Annotated in this window: 17 protein-coding genes and 1 tRNA gene; 13 read left to right on the plus strand and 5 right to left on the minus strand. The window is 48.4% G+C overall.

Annotated features, from left to right (window positions below; all coding sequences use genetic code 11):
- Window position 1: 1 nt before the first annotated feature.
- The 3 genes from M0L20_RS03390 to M0L20_RS03400 form a co-directional block, all read right to left on the minus strand.
- Window positions 2–943: an ROK family protein gene (locus tag M0L20_RS03390; protein ID WP_248475712.1), complete on the minus strand. Its 942-nt coding sequence runs from the start codon at window positions 941–943 to the stop codon at window positions 2–4.
- A 103-nt stretch (window positions 944–1,046) separates the two neighbouring features.
- Complete coding sequence (locus M0L20_RS03395; RefSeq protein ID WP_248475713.1) at window positions 1,047–2,660, minus strand: hypothetical protein; 1,614 nt, start codon at window positions 2,658–2,660, stop codon at window positions 1,047–1,049.
- 97 nt (window positions 2,661–2,757) lie between these two features.
- Window positions 2,758–3,630, minus strand: coding sequence for a carbon-nitrogen hydrolase (locus M0L20_RS03400; RefSeq protein ID WP_248475714.1), 873 nt, complete (start codon window positions 3,628–3,630; stop codon window positions 2,758–2,760).
- 141 nt (window positions 3,631–3,771) lie between these two features.
- On the opposite strand from M0L20_RS03400, the gene M0L20_RS03405 reads away from it, so the two are divergent.
- The 5 genes from M0L20_RS03405 to M0L20_RS03425 all read left to right on the plus strand — a co-directional run bounded on the left by M0L20_RS03405 (window position 3,772) and on the right by M0L20_RS03425 (window position 8,629).
- Window positions 3,772–4,866: a Gfo/Idh/MocA family protein gene (locus M0L20_RS03405; RefSeq protein ID WP_232559454.1), complete on the plus strand. Its 1,095-nt coding sequence runs from the start codon at window positions 3,772–3,774 to the stop codon at window positions 4,864–4,866.
- Between the two features lie 181 nt (window positions 4,867–5,047).
- Complete coding sequence (locus tag M0L20_RS03410) at window positions 5,048–5,278, plus strand: hypothetical protein (RefSeq protein ID WP_232559455.1); 231 nt, start codon at window positions 5,048–5,050, stop codon at window positions 5,276–5,278.
- 187 nt (window positions 5,279–5,465) lie between these two features.
- Complete coding sequence (locus M0L20_RS03415; RefSeq protein WP_232559456.1) at window positions 5,466–5,657, plus strand: cold-shock protein; 192 nt, start codon at window positions 5,466–5,468, stop codon at window positions 5,655–5,657.
- A gap of 153 nt (window positions 5,658–5,810) precedes the next feature.
- The gene (locus M0L20_RS03420; RefSeq protein ID WP_248475716.1) at window positions 5,811–7,937 is read left to right on the plus strand and encodes a Tex family protein; all 2,127 of its coding nucleotides are present in this window, start codon (window positions 5,811–5,813) and stop codon (window positions 7,935–7,937) included.
- A 143-nt stretch (window positions 7,938–8,080) separates the two neighbouring features.
- Window positions 8,081–8,629, plus strand: a complete 549-nt coding sequence (locus M0L20_RS03425; RefSeq protein ID WP_435531813.1) for a C40 family peptidase — start codon at window positions 8,081–8,083, stop codon at window positions 8,627–8,629.
- A gap of 79 nt (window positions 8,630–8,708) precedes the next feature.
- Here M0L20_RS03425 and M0L20_RS03430 read toward each other — a convergent pair whose 3' ends face one another.
- A complete protein-coding gene (locus M0L20_RS03430; protein ID WP_232559459.1) occupies window positions 8,709–8,963 on the minus strand; it encodes a GIY-YIG nuclease family protein in 255 nt (84 codons plus the stop codon).
- Window positions 8,964–9,135: 172 nt separating this feature from the next.
- On the opposite strand from M0L20_RS03430, the gene M0L20_RS03435 reads away from it, so the two are divergent.
- Both M0L20_RS03435 and M0L20_RS03440 read left to right on the plus strand, forming a co-directional pair.
- Window positions 9,136–9,209, plus strand: a tRNA-Ala gene (locus M0L20_RS03435).
- A gap of 459 nt (window positions 9,210–9,668) precedes the next feature.
- A complete protein-coding gene (locus M0L20_RS03440; protein WP_248475727.1) occupies window positions 9,669–12,377 on the plus strand; it encodes a S8 family serine peptidase in 2,709 nt (902 codons plus the stop codon).
- A gap of 99 nt (window positions 12,378–12,476) precedes the next feature.
- Here M0L20_RS03440 and M0L20_RS03445 read toward each other — a convergent pair whose 3' ends face one another.
- Window positions 12,477–12,977, minus strand: a complete 501-nt coding sequence (locus tag M0L20_RS03445) for a DUF3299 domain-containing protein (RefSeq protein WP_248475729.1) — start codon at window positions 12,975–12,977, stop codon at window positions 12,477–12,479.
- A gap of 87 nt (window positions 12,978–13,064) precedes the next feature.
- Between M0L20_RS03445 and M0L20_RS30300 the strand changes: the two genes are divergently transcribed.
- From M0L20_RS30300 to M0L20_RS03475, 6 genes are all read left to right on the plus strand, one after another.
- Entirely contained in the window at window positions 13,065–14,606 is a 1,542-nt protein-coding gene (locus tag M0L20_RS30300) for a sensor histidine kinase (RefSeq protein ID WP_248475730.1), read from the plus strand.
- Window positions 14,593–15,249, plus strand: a complete 657-nt coding sequence (locus tag M0L20_RS03455) for a response regulator transcription factor (RefSeq protein ID WP_483012342.1) — start codon at window positions 14,593–14,595, stop codon at window positions 15,247–15,249. The genes M0L20_RS30300 and M0L20_RS03455 overlap by 14 nt, the downstream gene beginning before the upstream one ends.
- Window positions 15,250–15,407: 158 nt before the next feature.
- Entirely contained in the window at window positions 15,408–16,043 is a 636-nt protein-coding gene (locus M0L20_RS03460; protein WP_232559465.1) for a peroxiredoxin, read from the plus strand.
- Window positions 16,044–16,214: 171 nt separating this feature from the next.
- Complete coding sequence (locus tag M0L20_RS03465; protein WP_232559466.1) at window positions 16,215–16,460, plus strand: hypothetical protein; 246 nt, start codon at window positions 16,215–16,217, stop codon at window positions 16,458–16,460.
- A gap of 116 nt (window positions 16,461–16,576) precedes the next feature.
- Entirely contained in the window at window positions 16,577–17,350 is a 774-nt protein-coding gene (locus M0L20_RS03470) for a glycoside hydrolase family 25 protein (protein ID WP_248475732.1), read from the plus strand.
- Window positions 17,351–17,428: 78 nt separating this feature from the next.
- Window positions 17,429–17,671 carry a hypothetical protein gene (locus tag M0L20_RS03475; protein ID WP_232559468.1) on the plus strand — a complete coding sequence of 81 codons (243 nt, stop codon included), beginning with the start codon at window positions 17,429–17,431 and terminating at the stop codon, window positions 17,669–17,671.
- The last annotated feature ends 4 nt before the right edge of the window (window positions 17,672–17,675 follow it).

Consider the following 17,675-nt stretch of genomic DNA (forward strand, 5'->3'; position numbering starts at 1 on the left):
CTTAAAGAGCGTTTGCCAACTGTAAGGCCCCAACGGGTACTGCATCTTCGCCCAACTTTGCCAGTAAAAGAATCGGCACCGGATGAAACGCTTTCATAACAAAGCGGGGTAACGCCTGACGAACGGCTGCCCGTAGCGGTTCACCGATCAACGATAGCCCTCCACCCAGTACAATAGCGTCTGGATGAAACAGGTGGATTACATGCGACAACCCCAACGCAGCTACTGACCCAATCTGTTCGATCAGCATACGGGCTACCGGATCGCTGGCCTCGTAGGCCGGGTGTAAAAATCGGGCTTCTCCCCCTACCTGATTAACTGCGTGCGCGTCCTGAACAAGCTTCTTTAAAACTGAATCGTCCGGCAGTTGTGCTAATAAATTACGAATTTGCTCATCGACGGCCCAACCCGAGATTGTCTGTTCTATCGTTTGCCCGGCTGACCCTGACTCATCGGGTGGTACCAGCCACAAATGGCCAAGTTCAGCCTCGCCCGGCACAGCTCCGTGATAAATCTGTTCCTGTTGCACAAACCCTCCACCAACCCCACTACCAAGCGTTACGTAAAAGACATTGTCAAAACCAGTGGCTACCCCCCGACGTGCTTCTCCCAAGGCGGCTACGTTAGCATCGTTATCGATCTGAACAGTTGCGCCCGGAACTCGTTCACGCAACCAACCCGCCAGATCGATGCCCGACCAACCGCCAATCTGGTGAGACGTAGCAATATGCCCTGTCTTCCAGTTGACGGGCCCTCCAAAACCGACGCCGATGGCAGTGGGTATCTCTGTTAACTGAGCCAATGTTGCTTCGATCTGGTTCAGAATACCCTTGGCCCCTTGAACTGGCTCAACTGTATAGCGAAACCGTTTGTCAATTTGACCACTCGCATCACCCGTAACCAGTTGTAGCTTCGTTCCGCCTATTTCAATGCCAAGATTCATGCTAATCAAAGTATAGTTCGTACCAGTCGGACACTAGCCGCCGATTCGTGCTTCAATAAAGTTACTGATTTAGCCAAACTACTAACCACACAACCTAATTCGTTTAACGACTCCCGGTACTACGACCCATCGTAGACCGGCCCAAAAAGATTTCGTCTCCTTTGAGCGAGAGCGTCGTGTAGAAATTATAGCCGTTTTGAATGTACCGCAGCATCACCTTGGTAGTTTGCTCGGGTCGGGCGTACGCTTTCGTAGCCGCTATTAAGATCTGATTTCCGTTGACGATGGCTCTTACAAAAGGCAAATTGCGTGTTTTAATCTGATTCGCGTTATAAGCGATCCATGTTTTACCACCATCGTACGAACACTCTGTTGCCTCGTTCAGATAAATTTCTTTGCCGTTGAACAGATCGCCGTGGTGTTTGAACAACCGCCAAAGACCATGCATGTAATGTTCATAACAAGCATAATTCCGATCGTTACCAAGTCCCTGCTGCTGTGGATCGGCGGGCGAAGGCTGATCAGGTACTAAGTCTTTATGATCGTCCCAGAACAGCACTCCGTAGGCACCTGTAAACCAGTAAAAGACAGCCATCCCTTCGGCCACAGCGGGGGGAGCAGCATGTTCGGCTTTACCACTCTTTGGGAAATCAGCACTCTGCGTATTGAAAACCCAATGCCAGGCAATCCGCTTCTTAGCCGATAGCTTTCGGTTGACTTCCTGTTCGGCCAATAAAGATGCTAGCCAGTGACGATCGCCATCACCCGTGTGTTGCGCCGAATAATCAAAATCTGGATAAAGGTAGTAGGTACCCGGCATCTGAAAATCAGCGTAATCAGCATAGGATTTGCCAACTATGTCGTCGGGCATACCGCGCTGTTTGCTGGTGTTGGTCTGACGGGCGGGTGTGTTCCAGAGCCAGTCCGGTTTGACCATGTAATGCTCTGCTTTTGAATTACCGAAACTGTTATGCGGTACGGGCGCGATGGAGCCAACCTCAGTTTGCGGGCTAACGTTATCCTTCAGCGTTTTCATCATGAAGGTGTACAGATTAGCCTGCTCCTGCTGGTTGCCACTACTGGTACCTTCATTTTCAATGTCGAGAAAAATTTTACTAAACGTACTCTTCATCGTGCCCTGCGGACAGTCACCAAATCCGTAACACCCACCCGCCAGTTCCGAAGATGCCTGAAATAGCGTGTTTCGCATGGCACGAGCCCCCGGAGGTGTCCGATACGTTACGTCGCGGGCCAGTTCGCTGTTCTGCGCCCAGGGCAGGTTGAAACTGTTCGCAAAATAAGCCTGATAAACAATCAACGATCGTTGGCTCTGCTGGAGACTACTTTTCCAGTTTCTCGGTGGATCACCATCGAGCCATATTTCAACGTTAGGTACCATCCGCGTCTGTTCGATAGCCGAAAAGCCCCGACGCAATAATTTCGTACGATCCTGCTGAACGTGTAGATTACGACCGGCTCCGCAAAATGTAACTGTCTTTGTCGGAGGAAGCATGAAGTCGCCGACTACGTCGATGTTGTAATAACCTTTGCGCGTACTTGGCGTAAACCGCGAACGAGGAGTTGGTGTGAGTGGTGATTGATTGGATAAAGGACCTTGCCACACTACCGCAACAGGATCGGCGGGTCTGGCAGGACGCGTGTACCAAAAGCCCAGACCAGCCAGGCTAGCTACTAAAAACGAGGCAGCTATTTTCATAGTAGGCTTCACGATGGATTTGGGAGTAGGATACACAGTCGTAGTTAAGCCGCACACCCAGAACAGAGCGACTTAACCACGAACAAAAGCAAGACGACTATTCGTCGATGTACCGTCTCGTAATCGGCTGGTAGGAATCAATGCGCCGATCCCGGAAATAAGGCCAGGTTGTCCGGTATCTTTCAGACAAACTCAGATCAACCTCCTGCACGTGAACGAGTTCCTGATCGTGCAGGGCCAAATAGAGCAATGAACCGAACGGATTTGCAACAAACGAGCCACCCCAGAACTGCTGATCAGCCTCACGCCCAACCCGGTTGACGGCCACAACGTGAACACCATTGGCAATGGCGTGACTGCGTTGAATGGTTTGCCAGGCATTGTACTGTTCGGTATTCTGAGCCGGATCGGGCTCGTTGGTATCCCAGCCAATAGCGGTTGGATAGAACAGCACCTCGGCCCCCATCAACGCCGTAATGCGGGCAGCTTCTGGATACCACTGGTCCCAGCAGATCAAGACGCCAATACGGGCGAATTTTGTATCAAATACTTTATAACCCAGGTCGCCGGGGGTGAAATAGAACTTCTCGTAATAGCCCGGATCGTCGGGGATGTGCATCTTCCGGTACTTACCCAGATACGAGCCATCTGCATCTAAAACGGCGGTGGTATTGTGGTACAACCCCTGCGCCCGTTTTTCGAACAGCGACGCAACGATAACAACGCCAAGCTCACCGGCTAACTTCCCTAATCGGTCGGTCGTGGGACCCGGAATAGCTTCAGCCAAACTGAAATTATGGTGGTCCTCTACATCACAGAAATAGAGCGATGTAAATAACTCCTGTAAACAAACGATCTGAGCACCTTTCTGAGCAGCCTCACGGATACCCTTGATCGCCTTCTGGACGTTAGCTTCGACATCGGCCGAGCAACTCATCTGCACTAAACCGATATTGACTTTTTTAGACATAATGCAAAAGTAGGGCGTTCTGTGTTGTTAACGCCTAAAACCAACAAAACTCTTATCGGGTGGGTTCGGCAAAACTTGTAGTTTACAGCTCGATAGTCGTAGTTTACTCTTGAAACTCGTTATTATAACTGTTCCAATCCTATGACCTCTCGTAGAAGCTTTCTACACGCGGCAACGCTGACTGCTGCCACAACGGCAATTGCCCCAAATTCCCTGTGGGCCGCTACCCGACCCGCCAAAGACAAACTTGGCGTGGCCCTGGTTGGCTTGGGGTATTACAGTACGGACTTACTGGCTCCTGCTCTGCAAAAAACAAAGAACTGTTATCTCGCCGGAATCGTGACGGGTACACCCGAAAAGGCTGAGAAGTGGAAGAAACAGTATAATATTCCCGATAAAAACATCTACTCGTATCAAACCTTCGACCAGATTGCCAATAACCCCGATATCGACGTCGTATACGTGGTTTTGCCTCCATCCATGCACGAAGAATACGTAATTCGGGCGGCTAAGGCTGGCAAACACGTTTGGGTTGAAAAACCGATGGCTGTAACGGCTAAAGAGTGTCAGAACATGATTGATGCCTGCGCCAAAAATAAACGGTCACTGGCTGTTGGCTATCGGCTTCACCATGAACCCAACACGCAGGAATACGTAAAAACCTTACGTGACGGCAAAATTGGCAAAGTGCTAATGGTGAGCTGTGCCGCTGGTTACTACGACGCCCGGACTACGCACTGGAAGCAGAAAAAAGAAATGGGTGGCGGAGTGATGTACGACATGGGCGTTTATGTATTACAAGGAGCACGTCTGGCAACCGGCGAAGAACCGATAGCCGTAACCGCTCAGCAATACACCACCCGACCGGATGTCTATAAAAACGGACTCGACGAAACGACGATGGCTCAACTTGTTTTTCCGAGCGGGGCGCGGGCAGCGGTACAAACCAGCTATGGCATGAACATGAATTTTCTGGATGTAACCGGCTCAAAAGGAAAAATGCGGATAGAGCCCTATTCAGCCTACAACGGTCAGAAAGGTATTTGGAGCGGTGGCACAATTGAACACCCTTACGAGGTGCCCTACCAGCAAACGCAGCAGATGGACGATGACGCGGCAGCCATCATGAACAATAAACCGGTACTGGCCCCCGGCGAAGAAGGACTGCGCGATATCAAGATTGTTGAGGCTATTTATGCAGCAGCCCGATCAGGGCGAGAAGTCAAAATCGGTTGAAAAATTTTCCGGAGGCAGCTATACCGTTGCCTCAGGAAACCTGCCTGTTTTGTAGTTAGTTAGCCAAGACACTATTTTAGTTATGCGGCAACTATGTTTCAATTGTCACATATAAAGTAAGAACGATCATTTGGCTAGGCGGCTGGTTTTTGCGTACTTCGCTTGTCAACCCCCGTATGTTATGCAACCCGCTGATTTTACTAAGCTGCCCGCTCAGCAACAACTTGATACCCTTTACTTCGCCGGTGATGTACTAGCCAATCGCTACGAAGGCGATAATATATTCTTGCTCTACAACCTGCGGGATTTTTACGTCGAACTTCGCTACGACGCTTATAACAGCCATCTTCATCAGGTCACTGCCTTCCGAGATACCGATCACTTAGAGCCGTATCTGCCTTATTTGGCCTAACACGGTCGGTCGTATACGACTCCTGTTTTGAATCGGATTAGTTGTCGTATTATAGGTTTATAGCTAAGGCTCAAAAACTTATAAATCGGTTTTTACGAAAAATTTTTCCACTTGTGAGGGAAAAACCTCATATATATTTGGAATTAATCTTTATTGTGCCGTCCTTCGCTTAAATTTTAAACAAGCAATGCAAACAGGAACTGTAAAATTCTTTAATGAAACCAAAGGGTTTGGATTCATTAGACCCGATGAAGGTGGCGAAGACATTTTTGTACACGCTTCTGGCCTCATCGATCAAATCCGCGAAAACGACAAAGTAAAGTTCAACGTCGAGCGCGGTAAGAAAGGCTTAAACGCCGTTAACGTCGAAATAGCTTAATTGTAAGATATAAAGACACCCGTAGTAAAAACATGCCGAGTGGCATGTTTTTTTTTGCCCCTACAAGCCTACTTAGTGGATGAATGAGCAACCACAACACCCGTTTTTTCGCCAAATTGCCCATTCGCTTTCTTTCCATTTATTTTATTACCAATGCCCCAATCACCCGAACAACGTACAGCCGTACGTCTTGGACTGAACCTCAAGTCGGTAACCGCCACGATTGACCTGCTTACTGGTGGAGCTACCGTCCCTTTTATTGCCCGATACCGAAAAGAAGCCACGGGACAACTCGACGAATTACAAATCGGACAAATTAAGGATACCTACCAAAAAATAACAGAGCTTGATAAACGTCGAGATGCAGTTCTAAAAATCATCGACGAGCAAGGCAAACTAACCGATGATCTGCGCCGAAAGCTTGAAGCCGCCGACTCGCTAACTGAACTTGAAGATCTTTATTTACCCTACAAACAAAAACGTAAGACCAGAGCGACAATCGCGATTGAGCGGGGACTCGAGCCATTAGCGAATCTGATCATTGCCCAGCGAGAAACAAACCTTGAACGGGCGGCTCAACGCCACCTCACCGATGCGGTATCGACCATCAGTGACGCCTTACAAGGGGCCCGCGATATTCTTGCCGAACGGATCAGCGAAGATGCCGACGCCCGGCAGCGTATTCGCAACGTGTTTGAACGCGAAGCAATTATCCGCTCCGTTGTCAAGAAAGGGAAAGAGGTCGACGGTATAAAGTTTAAAGACTATTTTGATTTTGCGGAACCGCTACGGCGTGTCCCATCCCATCGATTACTGGCGCTACGCCGGGGCGAAGCGGAAGGATTTCTCTCGGTAAGCATCGGTCCCGACGAAGAGGTTGCTATCGAACGGCTCGACCGGCAGTTTCTGTACAATCAGTCAAATGCCCAGGATTGTCGGCAACAACTCACTCTGGCTATCCGCGATGGCTATAAACGACTCCTTAAACCATCACTCGAAACTGAATTCGCAAACCTGTCGAAAGAGAAGGCGGATAGCGCTGCAATCACGATCTTCGCGGACAATCTGCGGCAGCTTCTCCTGAGCCCTCCGCTCGGTCAGCAACGCGTGCTAGCCATTGACCCCGGTTACCGCACGGGCTGCAAAACCGTTTGTCTGGACGCCCAGGGAAATTTGTTAGCTGATACGGTATTATACCTTTTTCAATCAGAGAGCCAGAAACAGCAGGCGGTAAAAACCGTTCAAAGTTTATTGGAGCGCCATAAAATCGACGCCGTAGCCATTGGTAACGGTACCGCCGGACGAGAGACGGAAGAATTTGTTCAAAGCCTGAATGTCGGTAAACCGATCTTTATGGTTAGCGAGCAGGGCGCTTCGGTTTACTCAGCCTCCGAAGTAGCCCGAGAGGAGTTTCCCGATCAGGATGTTACAGTTCGGGGGGCCGTTAGCATCGGACGCCGGTTGATGGACCCGCTGGCCGAACTGGTCAAGATTGATCCAAAATCAATTGGCGTAGGGCAATACCAGCACGATGTTGACCAGACCGATTTAAAAGATAGCCTGGATACGGTCGTCGAAAGTTGTGTCAACCAGGTTGGCGTTTCCCTCAACACCGCCAGTGCTTACTTACTCCGGTATGTGTCGGGACTTGGCCCCCAGCTAGCAGGTAACATCGTTGCTTACCGCGCGCAAAACGGCGCGTTCACCTCCCGCGAACAACTCAAAAAAGTCCCCCGGCTCGGCCCGAAAGCCTTTGAACAGTGCGCGGGTTTTCTACGCATTGAAGGAGCCAAGAATCCGCTTGACAACAGCGCCGTACACCCGGAACGTTATGCGGTAGTCGAACAAATGGCGGCTGACGCGAAAAGCACGGTGATGGACCTTATCCAAAAGGCTGAATTGCGTAAACAGATTAGCCCCGAACGATACGTAACCAACTCGGTTGGTCTACCTACCCTACGCGATATCCTGGCCGAGCTCGAAAAACCAGGTCGAGACCCACGCGAGCAATTAGCGGTGTTTGAGTACGACGCCCGCATTCGGACCGTAGATGATTTGCACGAAGGTATGGTACTAAATGGTGTGGTGACCAACATCACCGCTTTTGGGGCTTTTGTCGATATCGGTGTCAAGCAAGACGGTTTGATTCACGTTTCTCAGTTGGCCAATCACTACGTTTCCGATCCAAAAACAGTGGTTAAGGTGTACCAGAAAGTAAAAGTTAAAGTTTTGGAAGTAGACAAGGCTCGCAAACGGATTGCGTTGTCCATGAAAATTTAATAGGTTGCACTTGTATCGTCGTTGGATGACTGCGATAAACGTGCACTACAAATCCCATCCATATGCAACAATGCTGGTCACGGAGCTTACAGCGCTCCGTTCTCCTGAGCACTTGCCTGCTTTCATTACTTACCTCCTGCGAGGTGCTACGTTCTTCGGGACCGTCCCATTCGGTCAGTCGTCGCTCGGCTGGGTCCAGCTCAGTGGCCCGCCGAACACCGACGGGTAAAACCCCGGCCCGACCGCCAGCAGTCCCTGCCAAGTCGGTCGGTAAAGTGGTAGATTCGCGAACGTACGAGAACCGGTACGTTCCGGAAGTCGTGAAGATAGCCCGAACGTATACCGGTACCCCCTATCGATCAGGTGGAAATACAACGGACGGTATCGACTGCTCAGGATTGGTATTTGCTGTTTTTAATACGGTAGGCTTGCGGATGCCCCGAATTTCGTGGCAACAATCGGAAGTAGGCCGGGAAGTAGAAGTGACTGACATACTGCCCGGCGATCTGATCTTCTTCGTTCCCGATAAGGGGCAGGCTGGTTATGTTTCGCACACAGGTATTGTAACGGAGGTCAACGGCAGCAGTAATATTCGGTTCATTCACGCATCATCGTCGCGGGGTGTTCGGGAAGATAATTTGTTTGCGGATTACTTCAAGGGTCGCTTTGTCAAAGCATTACGGCCATTTTAAGTCTACAAAACGAAAAGAGGACGCTCATTAATGAGCGTCCTCTTTTCGTTTTACAATTATTTTATCTCACCAGCAAGAACTATACGGCTGGCTGCGGATTGTTGATTAGTTCTTCCCAATAAACTCGGTCCTTGTTTTTGAGCTTCATCTCTAAGCTTAAGGCTTCATTACGCGTAGCAAACTGCCTTGTGAATTTAACTTCCCACGGCTTACCCTCGGCTGTAGCTGGGTTTGTTTTGGCATTGTGTTGCCACAACGTGATTTTCAGGTCTTTCGACTGACCGATAAAATATTGATCAGTTGATGGGCTGTAGATGATATAAACCGTATGCATGAGATGTCGTATACTATTATCAAAGCTACGTAATTGTTAACATAAAACAAACCTGGTTAAGTGTAAGCGGTTTCAGGTATCGGACGATTTAACTTTTTTAACCAGCAATTTGGGCTAGTCTATTTTTTTTCCAATCTTTGCAGCCACAAAACCGCCACCAAGTGGTTTTTGAGGGGGTATAGCTCAGTTGGCTAGAGCGCTACAATGGCATTGTAGAGGCCGTCGGTTCGAATCCGACTATCTCCACCCTACTGCATACTATCGGCTTTTAAGTCTGCTACATACCGTGGCAGACTTTTTTTATTGCACGTTCATTAAATATGATTTTCTCAATATTACTTATTCATTATCACACTATCACTGTATAAATATTTATAAGTAATAACTGCAAAATCACTATCGAACTTTCATCATATTTAAAATATTATACCAATAATGCTTATTTACGTAATATAAAATTACTCTATTTAAAACTATTAAAGCATAATTTTTCTCGTAAGACGAAAAAGACTAAATCCGTATTAATACTCCTTCCGTATGTGTCTTCATTAGAGAAGTAGTTCCTCCCACAGACTGCAGCTGTTTACAGGTTCGCTACACGCTCCACTGAGTTGATGAAAGTCTGATTCTGTCCTACTCAACGGACGGCGTGTCTTTCATACCCGAAACCAATCGTTCCATAGTATCAATCAGCTCAATAAGCCAATGAAACAATTTCTAACATTGTTAGTGCTCTCTATTTTGTCTGTTCAGTCTACTTGGGCACAGGCAGTAGTCGATCCAGAGTTGCAAGACGCATTACGTACCAATCCACTGGCCCAAGTCATCGTTACGTTTAAAGGTGACGCAGCACCATTACCAACTCAGGTCGATCTTCTGCGCCAGATGGGGATTACAAAGGGCGTAACGCTTAAATCCCTTCCCATTGCGGGTATCTTGGCAACTGCTGCCCAAGTAAACGCATTATCGATGAGCGCAGAGGTCAAATCACTTTATCTCAACAAAAGACTTAATTACTATAACTACGACGCCACTCATCTAACGGGTGTAAAGCGGTTACGGGCTGACAAAACGATGACCGCGTCGAACAAAGGACTACCTATTTCCGGAAAAGGAATTGGCGTGCTTATCAACGACAGCGGTGTTGACGGTACGCACGACGACATCAAATTTGGGACGCATCTGGTACAAAACACGCTGGGCACAACTAATTTGAACTCGCTGAATTCGCTTCTCCCGGTCAGCTATATCGAAGGCGTTCCCAATACAGATTCAAACTCAGGTCACGGAACGCATTGCGCTGGCACGGTAGGCGGGAATGGGGCAAAATCCAACGGAAAGTACGAAGGTGTTGCTCCCGGTGCCTCTCTGCTTGGCTACGGTTCAGGGGGTGCCCTGCTGGTGCTCGACGCTATTGGCGGTTTCGATTACGCCCTGACGCATCAGTACCAGTACAATATTCGTGTGATTAGCAATTCGTTCGGGACCAGCGGGCGGTTTGATCCGAACAGCCCGATCAACCTAGTTACTAAAAAAGCGTACGATCGCGGGATGGTCGTTGTGTTTGCCGCTGGAAACAGCGGTCCTGGCTCAGACACGCACAACCCATACGCCATCGCGCCGTGGGTTATATCGGTAGGCGCTGGCGACAAATACGGCCGATTGGCTGATTTTTCGTCACGGGGCGTAATGGGTCAGGGAGGTACGTTCAGCGTAGATGGCGAAACGTGGACTTATAAAAACGAGCCAACGATTGTAGCACCTGGTGTAGACATTATATCAACTCGTGTGGTCGGTCCGGTAGCCTCACTAGGTATTCAGACCGACATTGCACAGCTAGAGGCCGCGCATGTACCTTTCTATACGTTTATGAGCGGTACTTCTATGGCAACTCCACACGTAGCGGGTATTGTTGCTCTGATGTTGGAAGCTAAACCTTCCCTGTCTCCGGCGCAGGTCCGTCAGATTATTCAAAATACGGCGACTAATATGCCTGGCCGGCAATCCTGGGAAGTAGGATCGGGATACGTTAACGCCTATGCCGCTGTCGATTACATTTACCGGGGTGCTAGTTTTGGGACAACGCTCAACAGCACACGAAACTTCAACAGCTCGGTTGATTCGCAGCTTTCTACACAAGCGTTCACCGTCAACTACAACCCAGCAACCAGCAGCAGCAATCAATTTACATTTTCGGTACCTGCGGGCGTAAACAGCCTCGAAGCTAAAATAGCCGCTTTCGGATTGCTGGAGCAAACAGGTAATACGGTTGGTCTAGTGCTAGTTGATCCCAATGGTACTCAGTATCGTTCGGGAGTACCTCTTACCTTCGCCCTGTCTACGGATCGCAATGTGGCCGTATCATTACCCCTGGCGGGTTCCTGGACGTTGAAAGTAACCGGTATACAAGGATACCTAGGAGTTCCTGAAACAATCAACGGCACGATTTCTACCTTGACCGCTAGTGGCACCAAAGGGCTTGGTGACATTGCCGGTCACGCAGCCGAAGCATCCATTAAACTAGCGATAACCAAGCGCCTGGTCGACGGATTATACGGTGAGTTCAAACCAAACGAGTCGCTTAAGCGGATTCATTTAGCGGACTACTTGAGCATGGGCCAGGCTGTTCGTCAGTATTTTCCAACCAATGGTACAAAATCATTTTACGATGTGAACGATAGCCAGGCTTTACTAGCCGAATCGGTAACAGCACAAGGTGCATCCCTTCGGGATGGCGAACAGAAATTCAAAGGCGTGATGCTGCCCCGGAGCCAGAATAATTTTGCGCCCTGGGATGATGTCAATCGGGTTTCGCTGGCTTATTCACTTGTTCAAAGTCTGGGATTACAGGAAGCAGCGCTGGCACGTTCGGGCAAACCGGTTAGTCTGACGGTTGATGGAAAAACGTTAACTCTCGATGATGCAGCCAGCATACCGGCAGGCATGGAAGGGTACGTGAGCGTCGCGCTGGACCTGAATCTGATCAACGCCTTCTACAGCGTTGCTCAGGGGCCGTATGACTTAAAACCAACACTTCGCGCCGTTTTTAAACCTTTGCAGACCGTCAGTCGCGCTGATTTCGCCGTTATTGTTACCCGCACTTTCTCGCAGTGGGAAGCCTTGGCGAAGGCGCGGGTAGCCGCCAGCCAGCCTGAATACGTATACCAGGTATCGGCGTCACCCAATCCGTTCTCGGGGCGTACAACCGTCAACTACACGCTGGCGAAGGAAGAACACGTTCTGGTAGAGGTATCCAGCCTATTGGGCTATCGGCTACAAACATTGGTCAACGAGAAAAAACCAGCGGGCAGTTATCAGGTCAACTTCGACGGAAATAATCTGGTACCAGGAAGCTACATTCTGAATGTGAAAACACCAACCAGTCTGTTATCCAAACGTCTGGTTGTCAACTAAGCGCTTCCTCAAACAATTAGACAAGTAGAACAGTGATAAAAATAAAAGCCCGGAAGACTATGTGTCCTCCGGGCTTTTGTATTGACTAATAAACTTTTTCTATTGCTCAACCATCTCGGCATCAGCCAGGATGTAGTTCAGTTCGTAGATATTGTCAGCGTTCAGCTTGAGCGTTCCGTGAAAAGTCCGGCGCTCGTCCGTCTTGAACTTCTTGCCTGCTTTCTTAAACTTTAGCGACACCACCGACTCAGGACCCGCTCCTCCGCAGAAGAAACACGCGCTGTAGGGGAAAGCCGACAGTACGTACAGGTTTGACTCCAGATCGACGGGTAAGACGTAGCCGGTCAGCTCGACGGTTTTGCCGTTAAGCTTTTGGATACCTTGTCCGAATGTTGGATAAAGCATGTATACTGATTCTTCAGCGTACCATTTCTTTTTGAAAGTAACATCGCGTAAGACCTCCCACGACAGTTTCACTGGCTCAGCAGCCGCAGCAACGGTCTTTGAAGTGACTCCACGGCCTGGGCTGACGGGTTCCAGCGGCCGGAAAGAAAATGCAACAAAACTGGCGAATAGCAGAGCAACGAGTAAGCGGTTCATGGCGTTATACACAGTATGTGACAAGTGTGAAGTAAAATTACGAAATTTACTACATTTACTCAATTATTTGCTTCGATCCAACTGACGGTGTCCGAACTACTCAACGATAACACAAAAAACGACCAGGCAATTCCATTTCGGTTTACGCGCCTGTATGTAACTTTATTTGTTGTCCTCGCTGTGCTGCTTACCGGGGGGCAAATTCTCACGCAGTGGCGTCTTAGCACGGTACAGGATGAACTGTGGATTATTCGGTACACCGCTTTACAACGACATCAAAGCCAGCAGATTGTCAAGCAGGCACTTCAGGTAACTGATATCAACGAACGGGCTAACTTCGACCAGAACCTTTCGGAATTACGTCACGTATTCACCACGTTTGAACGGTACCATCTGCAAAGTCGTGAAGGTAAAGTAAGCGATCACAACGTAACGATTCCCAACTCGGCTAACGTACAGGTACTCTACAATGAGATCAATCCTGAATTCACGGCCTTTCAGCGCAGCATTAGGCGCTTGATAAACCTCCGTAGTCCAGACGAAGTGGTACAGCCTGACGTACAGGCCAGTTTAAAATTGCTTCTGGCCAACGAGAAACCATTTCTGGAAGAGATTGACGCTATCGTACGTCAACATACGGGGGATCTTCGCAATCAGCTTACGCGACTCGAATCGATTGAGCTTTATCTGTATATAGTTTCAATACTGGTACTGCTAGGTATTGGGGTACTTATCTTCCGTCCTGCCACACGCCGTCTGAAGCAGACCATTGCCCAACTAATTGAAGCAGAACAACAGGCTAGTATAGCCAATAAACAGTTATTGAGCGTAAACAAATCGCTCAGCGAAACGCGGCAGAAACTGTTCGAAGCGACCCGGCTTCAATACCAGCAGGAAATGGACGAACAAAAATTACGCACATCATATTTAATGGCTGGCCAGGAAGATGAGCGGAAACGGTTATCGCGGGAATTACACGATGGATTGGGGCAGATGCTAACGGCGATCAAACTTCAGATTGAGGGTTTGGAAGCGGGTCTCAAGCGAGCGGCTCAACAGGGAACAAGTGATCTAACGGCCCACTCTAAAAATATTAGTAACCTTAAGAAACTGGTTACCCAAACTATTCAAGAAACCCGTACGATCTCTAATAATTTGATGCCGACGGTTTTAAGCGATTTTGGGGTTATTCCAGCCATCAAAATGCTGGCCGAAAATGATCGTAGTGAAACAATAGATGTAACTTTCGAATCGAACCTTACAGCCGATGATCCGCGTTTAGATAAAAATGTGGAGATTATGTTGTACCGCATTACGCAGGAAGCCATAAGTAATGCAGTACGTCACGCACATCCTTCACATATTCATATTGAGTTGATCGAACGCCAGAACTACGTACACCTGATCGTCAGCGATGATGGGCGGGGATTTCGTCCGGAGAACCAGCGTTCGAAGCTTTCGCACCAAACCCAAGATGGCCGTGCTCCATCGCAGGGTTTACACAACATGCAGGAACGGGCAAAACTGCTCAACGGCAAGTTGAAAATTAATTCGGTACCCGGAAAAGGTACAAAAGTACAAGTTAGTATACCGTACAAGATGCAATCTGCGCACTATGACGCCAATTAAATTAATGCTTGTGGATGATCATTCGATTGTCCGCGATGGGATTCGGCTGTTGTTGGAACAGGCCGATGGCTTGGAAATTATCGATGAAGCCAACGATGGCGAAGAAGCGTTAGAAAAGCTCAAAACGCATCAGCCCGATCTGGTCCTTATGGACATTTCTCTGCCCGGTATGTCGGGTATTCAAACAACACAGGTTATCAGCCGACTGTATAAGAGTGTGCGGGTCTTAATGCTGTCGATGCACAACAATGAAGATTACATCCTGCGCTCGGTAGAAGCCGGAGCCTATGGCTATATCCTCAAAGACTCTTCCTCGGACGAAATGATCAAAGCGATACGCATGATCGCTGGTGGCGAAAAGTACTACAGCTCGCCGGTGGCTTCCATTATATTAAGCGGCTACATGCAGCAACTTAAGAAAGGCAGCAAACAAGGCCGGGAGGTTCAACCCTCCCGCTTATCGAACAAGGAGAAGGAGATTCTGCAATTCCTGGTCGATGGGATGAGCAGCCGGGAAATTGCGGAACGACTCCAGTTGAGCGTTCGTACGGTCGACAACCACCGCGCCAACATGATGCGTCGCTTACAGGTCCGCAATGCTGCCGAGCTGGTTCGAATCGCGGTTGAGGAAAAACTTATTTGAAAATGCTCCGCGCTTTTCGAATGAGATGAATCAACGCATTGCGAACTAGGAAAATCTTTTCTACGTTTACATCGAGAAACCGGTCGTATAAGCCGGTTTTTCCATTTCATTACTACTATATTAAGTATATCGAGTTAATCAATAAAACCATCTCAACTATGTCACTTCGTTTAGGAGACATTGCCCCCGATTTTGAGGCCGATACAACCCAAGGTCACATTCAATTTCATGAGTGGCTCGGTAATTCATGGGGAATGCTTTTCTCGCACCCCGCCGATTTTACTCCTGTTTGCACCACTGAGCTGGGCAGAACAGCGTTATTAAAGGATGAATTTGGTAAGCGTAACGTGAAGGTCATCGCTGTTTCGGTAGACGATCTGGAGTCACATAACCGCTGGACGCCTGACATTAAGGATGTAACAGGGTCAGAGGTAAACTTCCCAATTATTGCCGATGCGGACCGTCAAGTGGCAACGCTTTACGATATGATTCACCCGAATGCCAGCGAAAAAGCAACGGTTCGTTCGGTGTTTGTGATTGGCCCCGATAAGAAAATCAAGTTAACGCTGACCTACCCGGCATCAACGGGCCGTAACTTCAATGAACTGCTGCGCGTTATCGACTCGTTGCAGCTGACGGCTAACTACCAGGTGGCTACCCCCGCAGATTGGCAGGAAGGTGACGACGTTATTGTTACGCCAGCGGTAACGAACGATCAGCTGGAAGAAAAATTCCCCAAAGGTGTAACGTTTGTGAAACCTTACCTGCGCACAACGCCACAGCCGAATAAATAAATTTCTTTAAACGAAAAGTCGTTAGGTATCGTCAAGAAGTACTGTTGTTGGGACAGTATCTGGCCGATGCCTAACGACTTTTGTTTTATTGCTCAAAGACTAACCCCCGATTCAAACAAACCTTTTTGCTTGCTGGTTAAGCCTTCGTTATCAACCAAACATATCAACGTTATGTCTAAGTTACAAAACTCCAATCCAGAACATAAAGAAGGTCCAGTAGCCACTGCCATCGAGGAACAAACCGCTAAATTACCATCTGACCTGTTCCTATGGTCGGCACTGGGTTCAATGGCCGTGTCTTTGTTTTTGCAATACCAAGGTGATCAGAAGCGTAGCCTCTTTGTTGGACAATGGGCAGCACCGTTCCTACTTTTGGGCTTGTATAACAAACTGGTTAAACTTGAAGGCCACGACTAATCCAGGTCTAGCCATTCCATATGATTCGGCCTCCTGCAAACTTGCAGGAGGTTTTTTTATGTTCGCTCATTCAATTGTAAACCTGTAATTTCGTCTAAAAAAGTAAGTACCTCTTCATGAAGATACGCGTTTTGATCAGCATCATTTTTCGGCGGTATGGTCTCTGGATAGCGGCCTTCATGGTGTTGCTCTTGGGCTATCTGATCTTTAGAGCCTATCGGCGAGAGGATATGGACTGGCGGTTTGTTCAGGCTTTTGGTATTCGCTTGCCCATGCGCTACGGCATTCACGGTATCGATGTATCGCGGCACAATGACCGGATCAACTGGAAGCGAGTGAGGCAGATGGAAGCCGAGGGCGTACGTTTGCAGTTCGTTTTTGTCAAGGCGACGGAAGGTGCTACAATGACGGATAAACACTTCGATAAAAATTGGCGCGAGGCTAAAAAATCAGCGCTGCGCCGGGGAGCCTACCATTTTTACCACCCCACCCGTGACCCGCTTAAACAGGCTCAGAATTTTATCCGTCACGTCGAACTAGCCACTGGTGACTTTGCACCCGTCGTCGATTTTGAGGTTACCAATGGTCAATCTGACGAAACGATTATTAATGGTCTACGCCAATGGCTGGCTACAATTGAAGAACACTACAAGGCTAGGCCGATTATTTATACTAATGGCAATCTTTATAAGCGATACATCAAAGGTAATCTGGACGACTATCCCCTCTGGATTGCCGATTATTCAACCAAACATCTTCGATCTTACGATCCCGACTATTTATATCTCTGGCAGCACAGTCAAAATGGCTGGGTGCAGGGCATTCGCGGGCAAGTAGATTTCAACGTCTTCGTGATGGACGAAGACCGCCTGGCCGAGATCTGTTTGTGACTTATATGTTAATTCTGCTACCTACCCGAAAACAAAATAAAAAGTTGACGGTTATTAGGCTGTAACAATCTAACAATAATGAAAAGCAAACAATTTATACTGGCAGTGGGCTTTGCCTTCTTGAGTGCTACATCGCTAATGAGCTGTGATTCGAAAAAAGAAAACAAGGCTGAAGAAGTTCAAGATCAGAAAGAAGACGTTATCGAAGCCCAGAACGAAGGTGACACGGCTAAAGTAATGGAAGAACAAAGCGAACTAGACTCAGCTCGCAAAGACTACCGCGAAGCCGTTCGTGATTCTGTTAAGAGCGCAAACAACTAGTCAC

Source organism: Spirosoma liriopis (assembly GCF_023196085.1).
GTDB lineage: Bacteria > Bacteroidota > Bacteroidia > Cytophagales > Spirosomataceae > Spirosoma > Spirosoma oryzicola.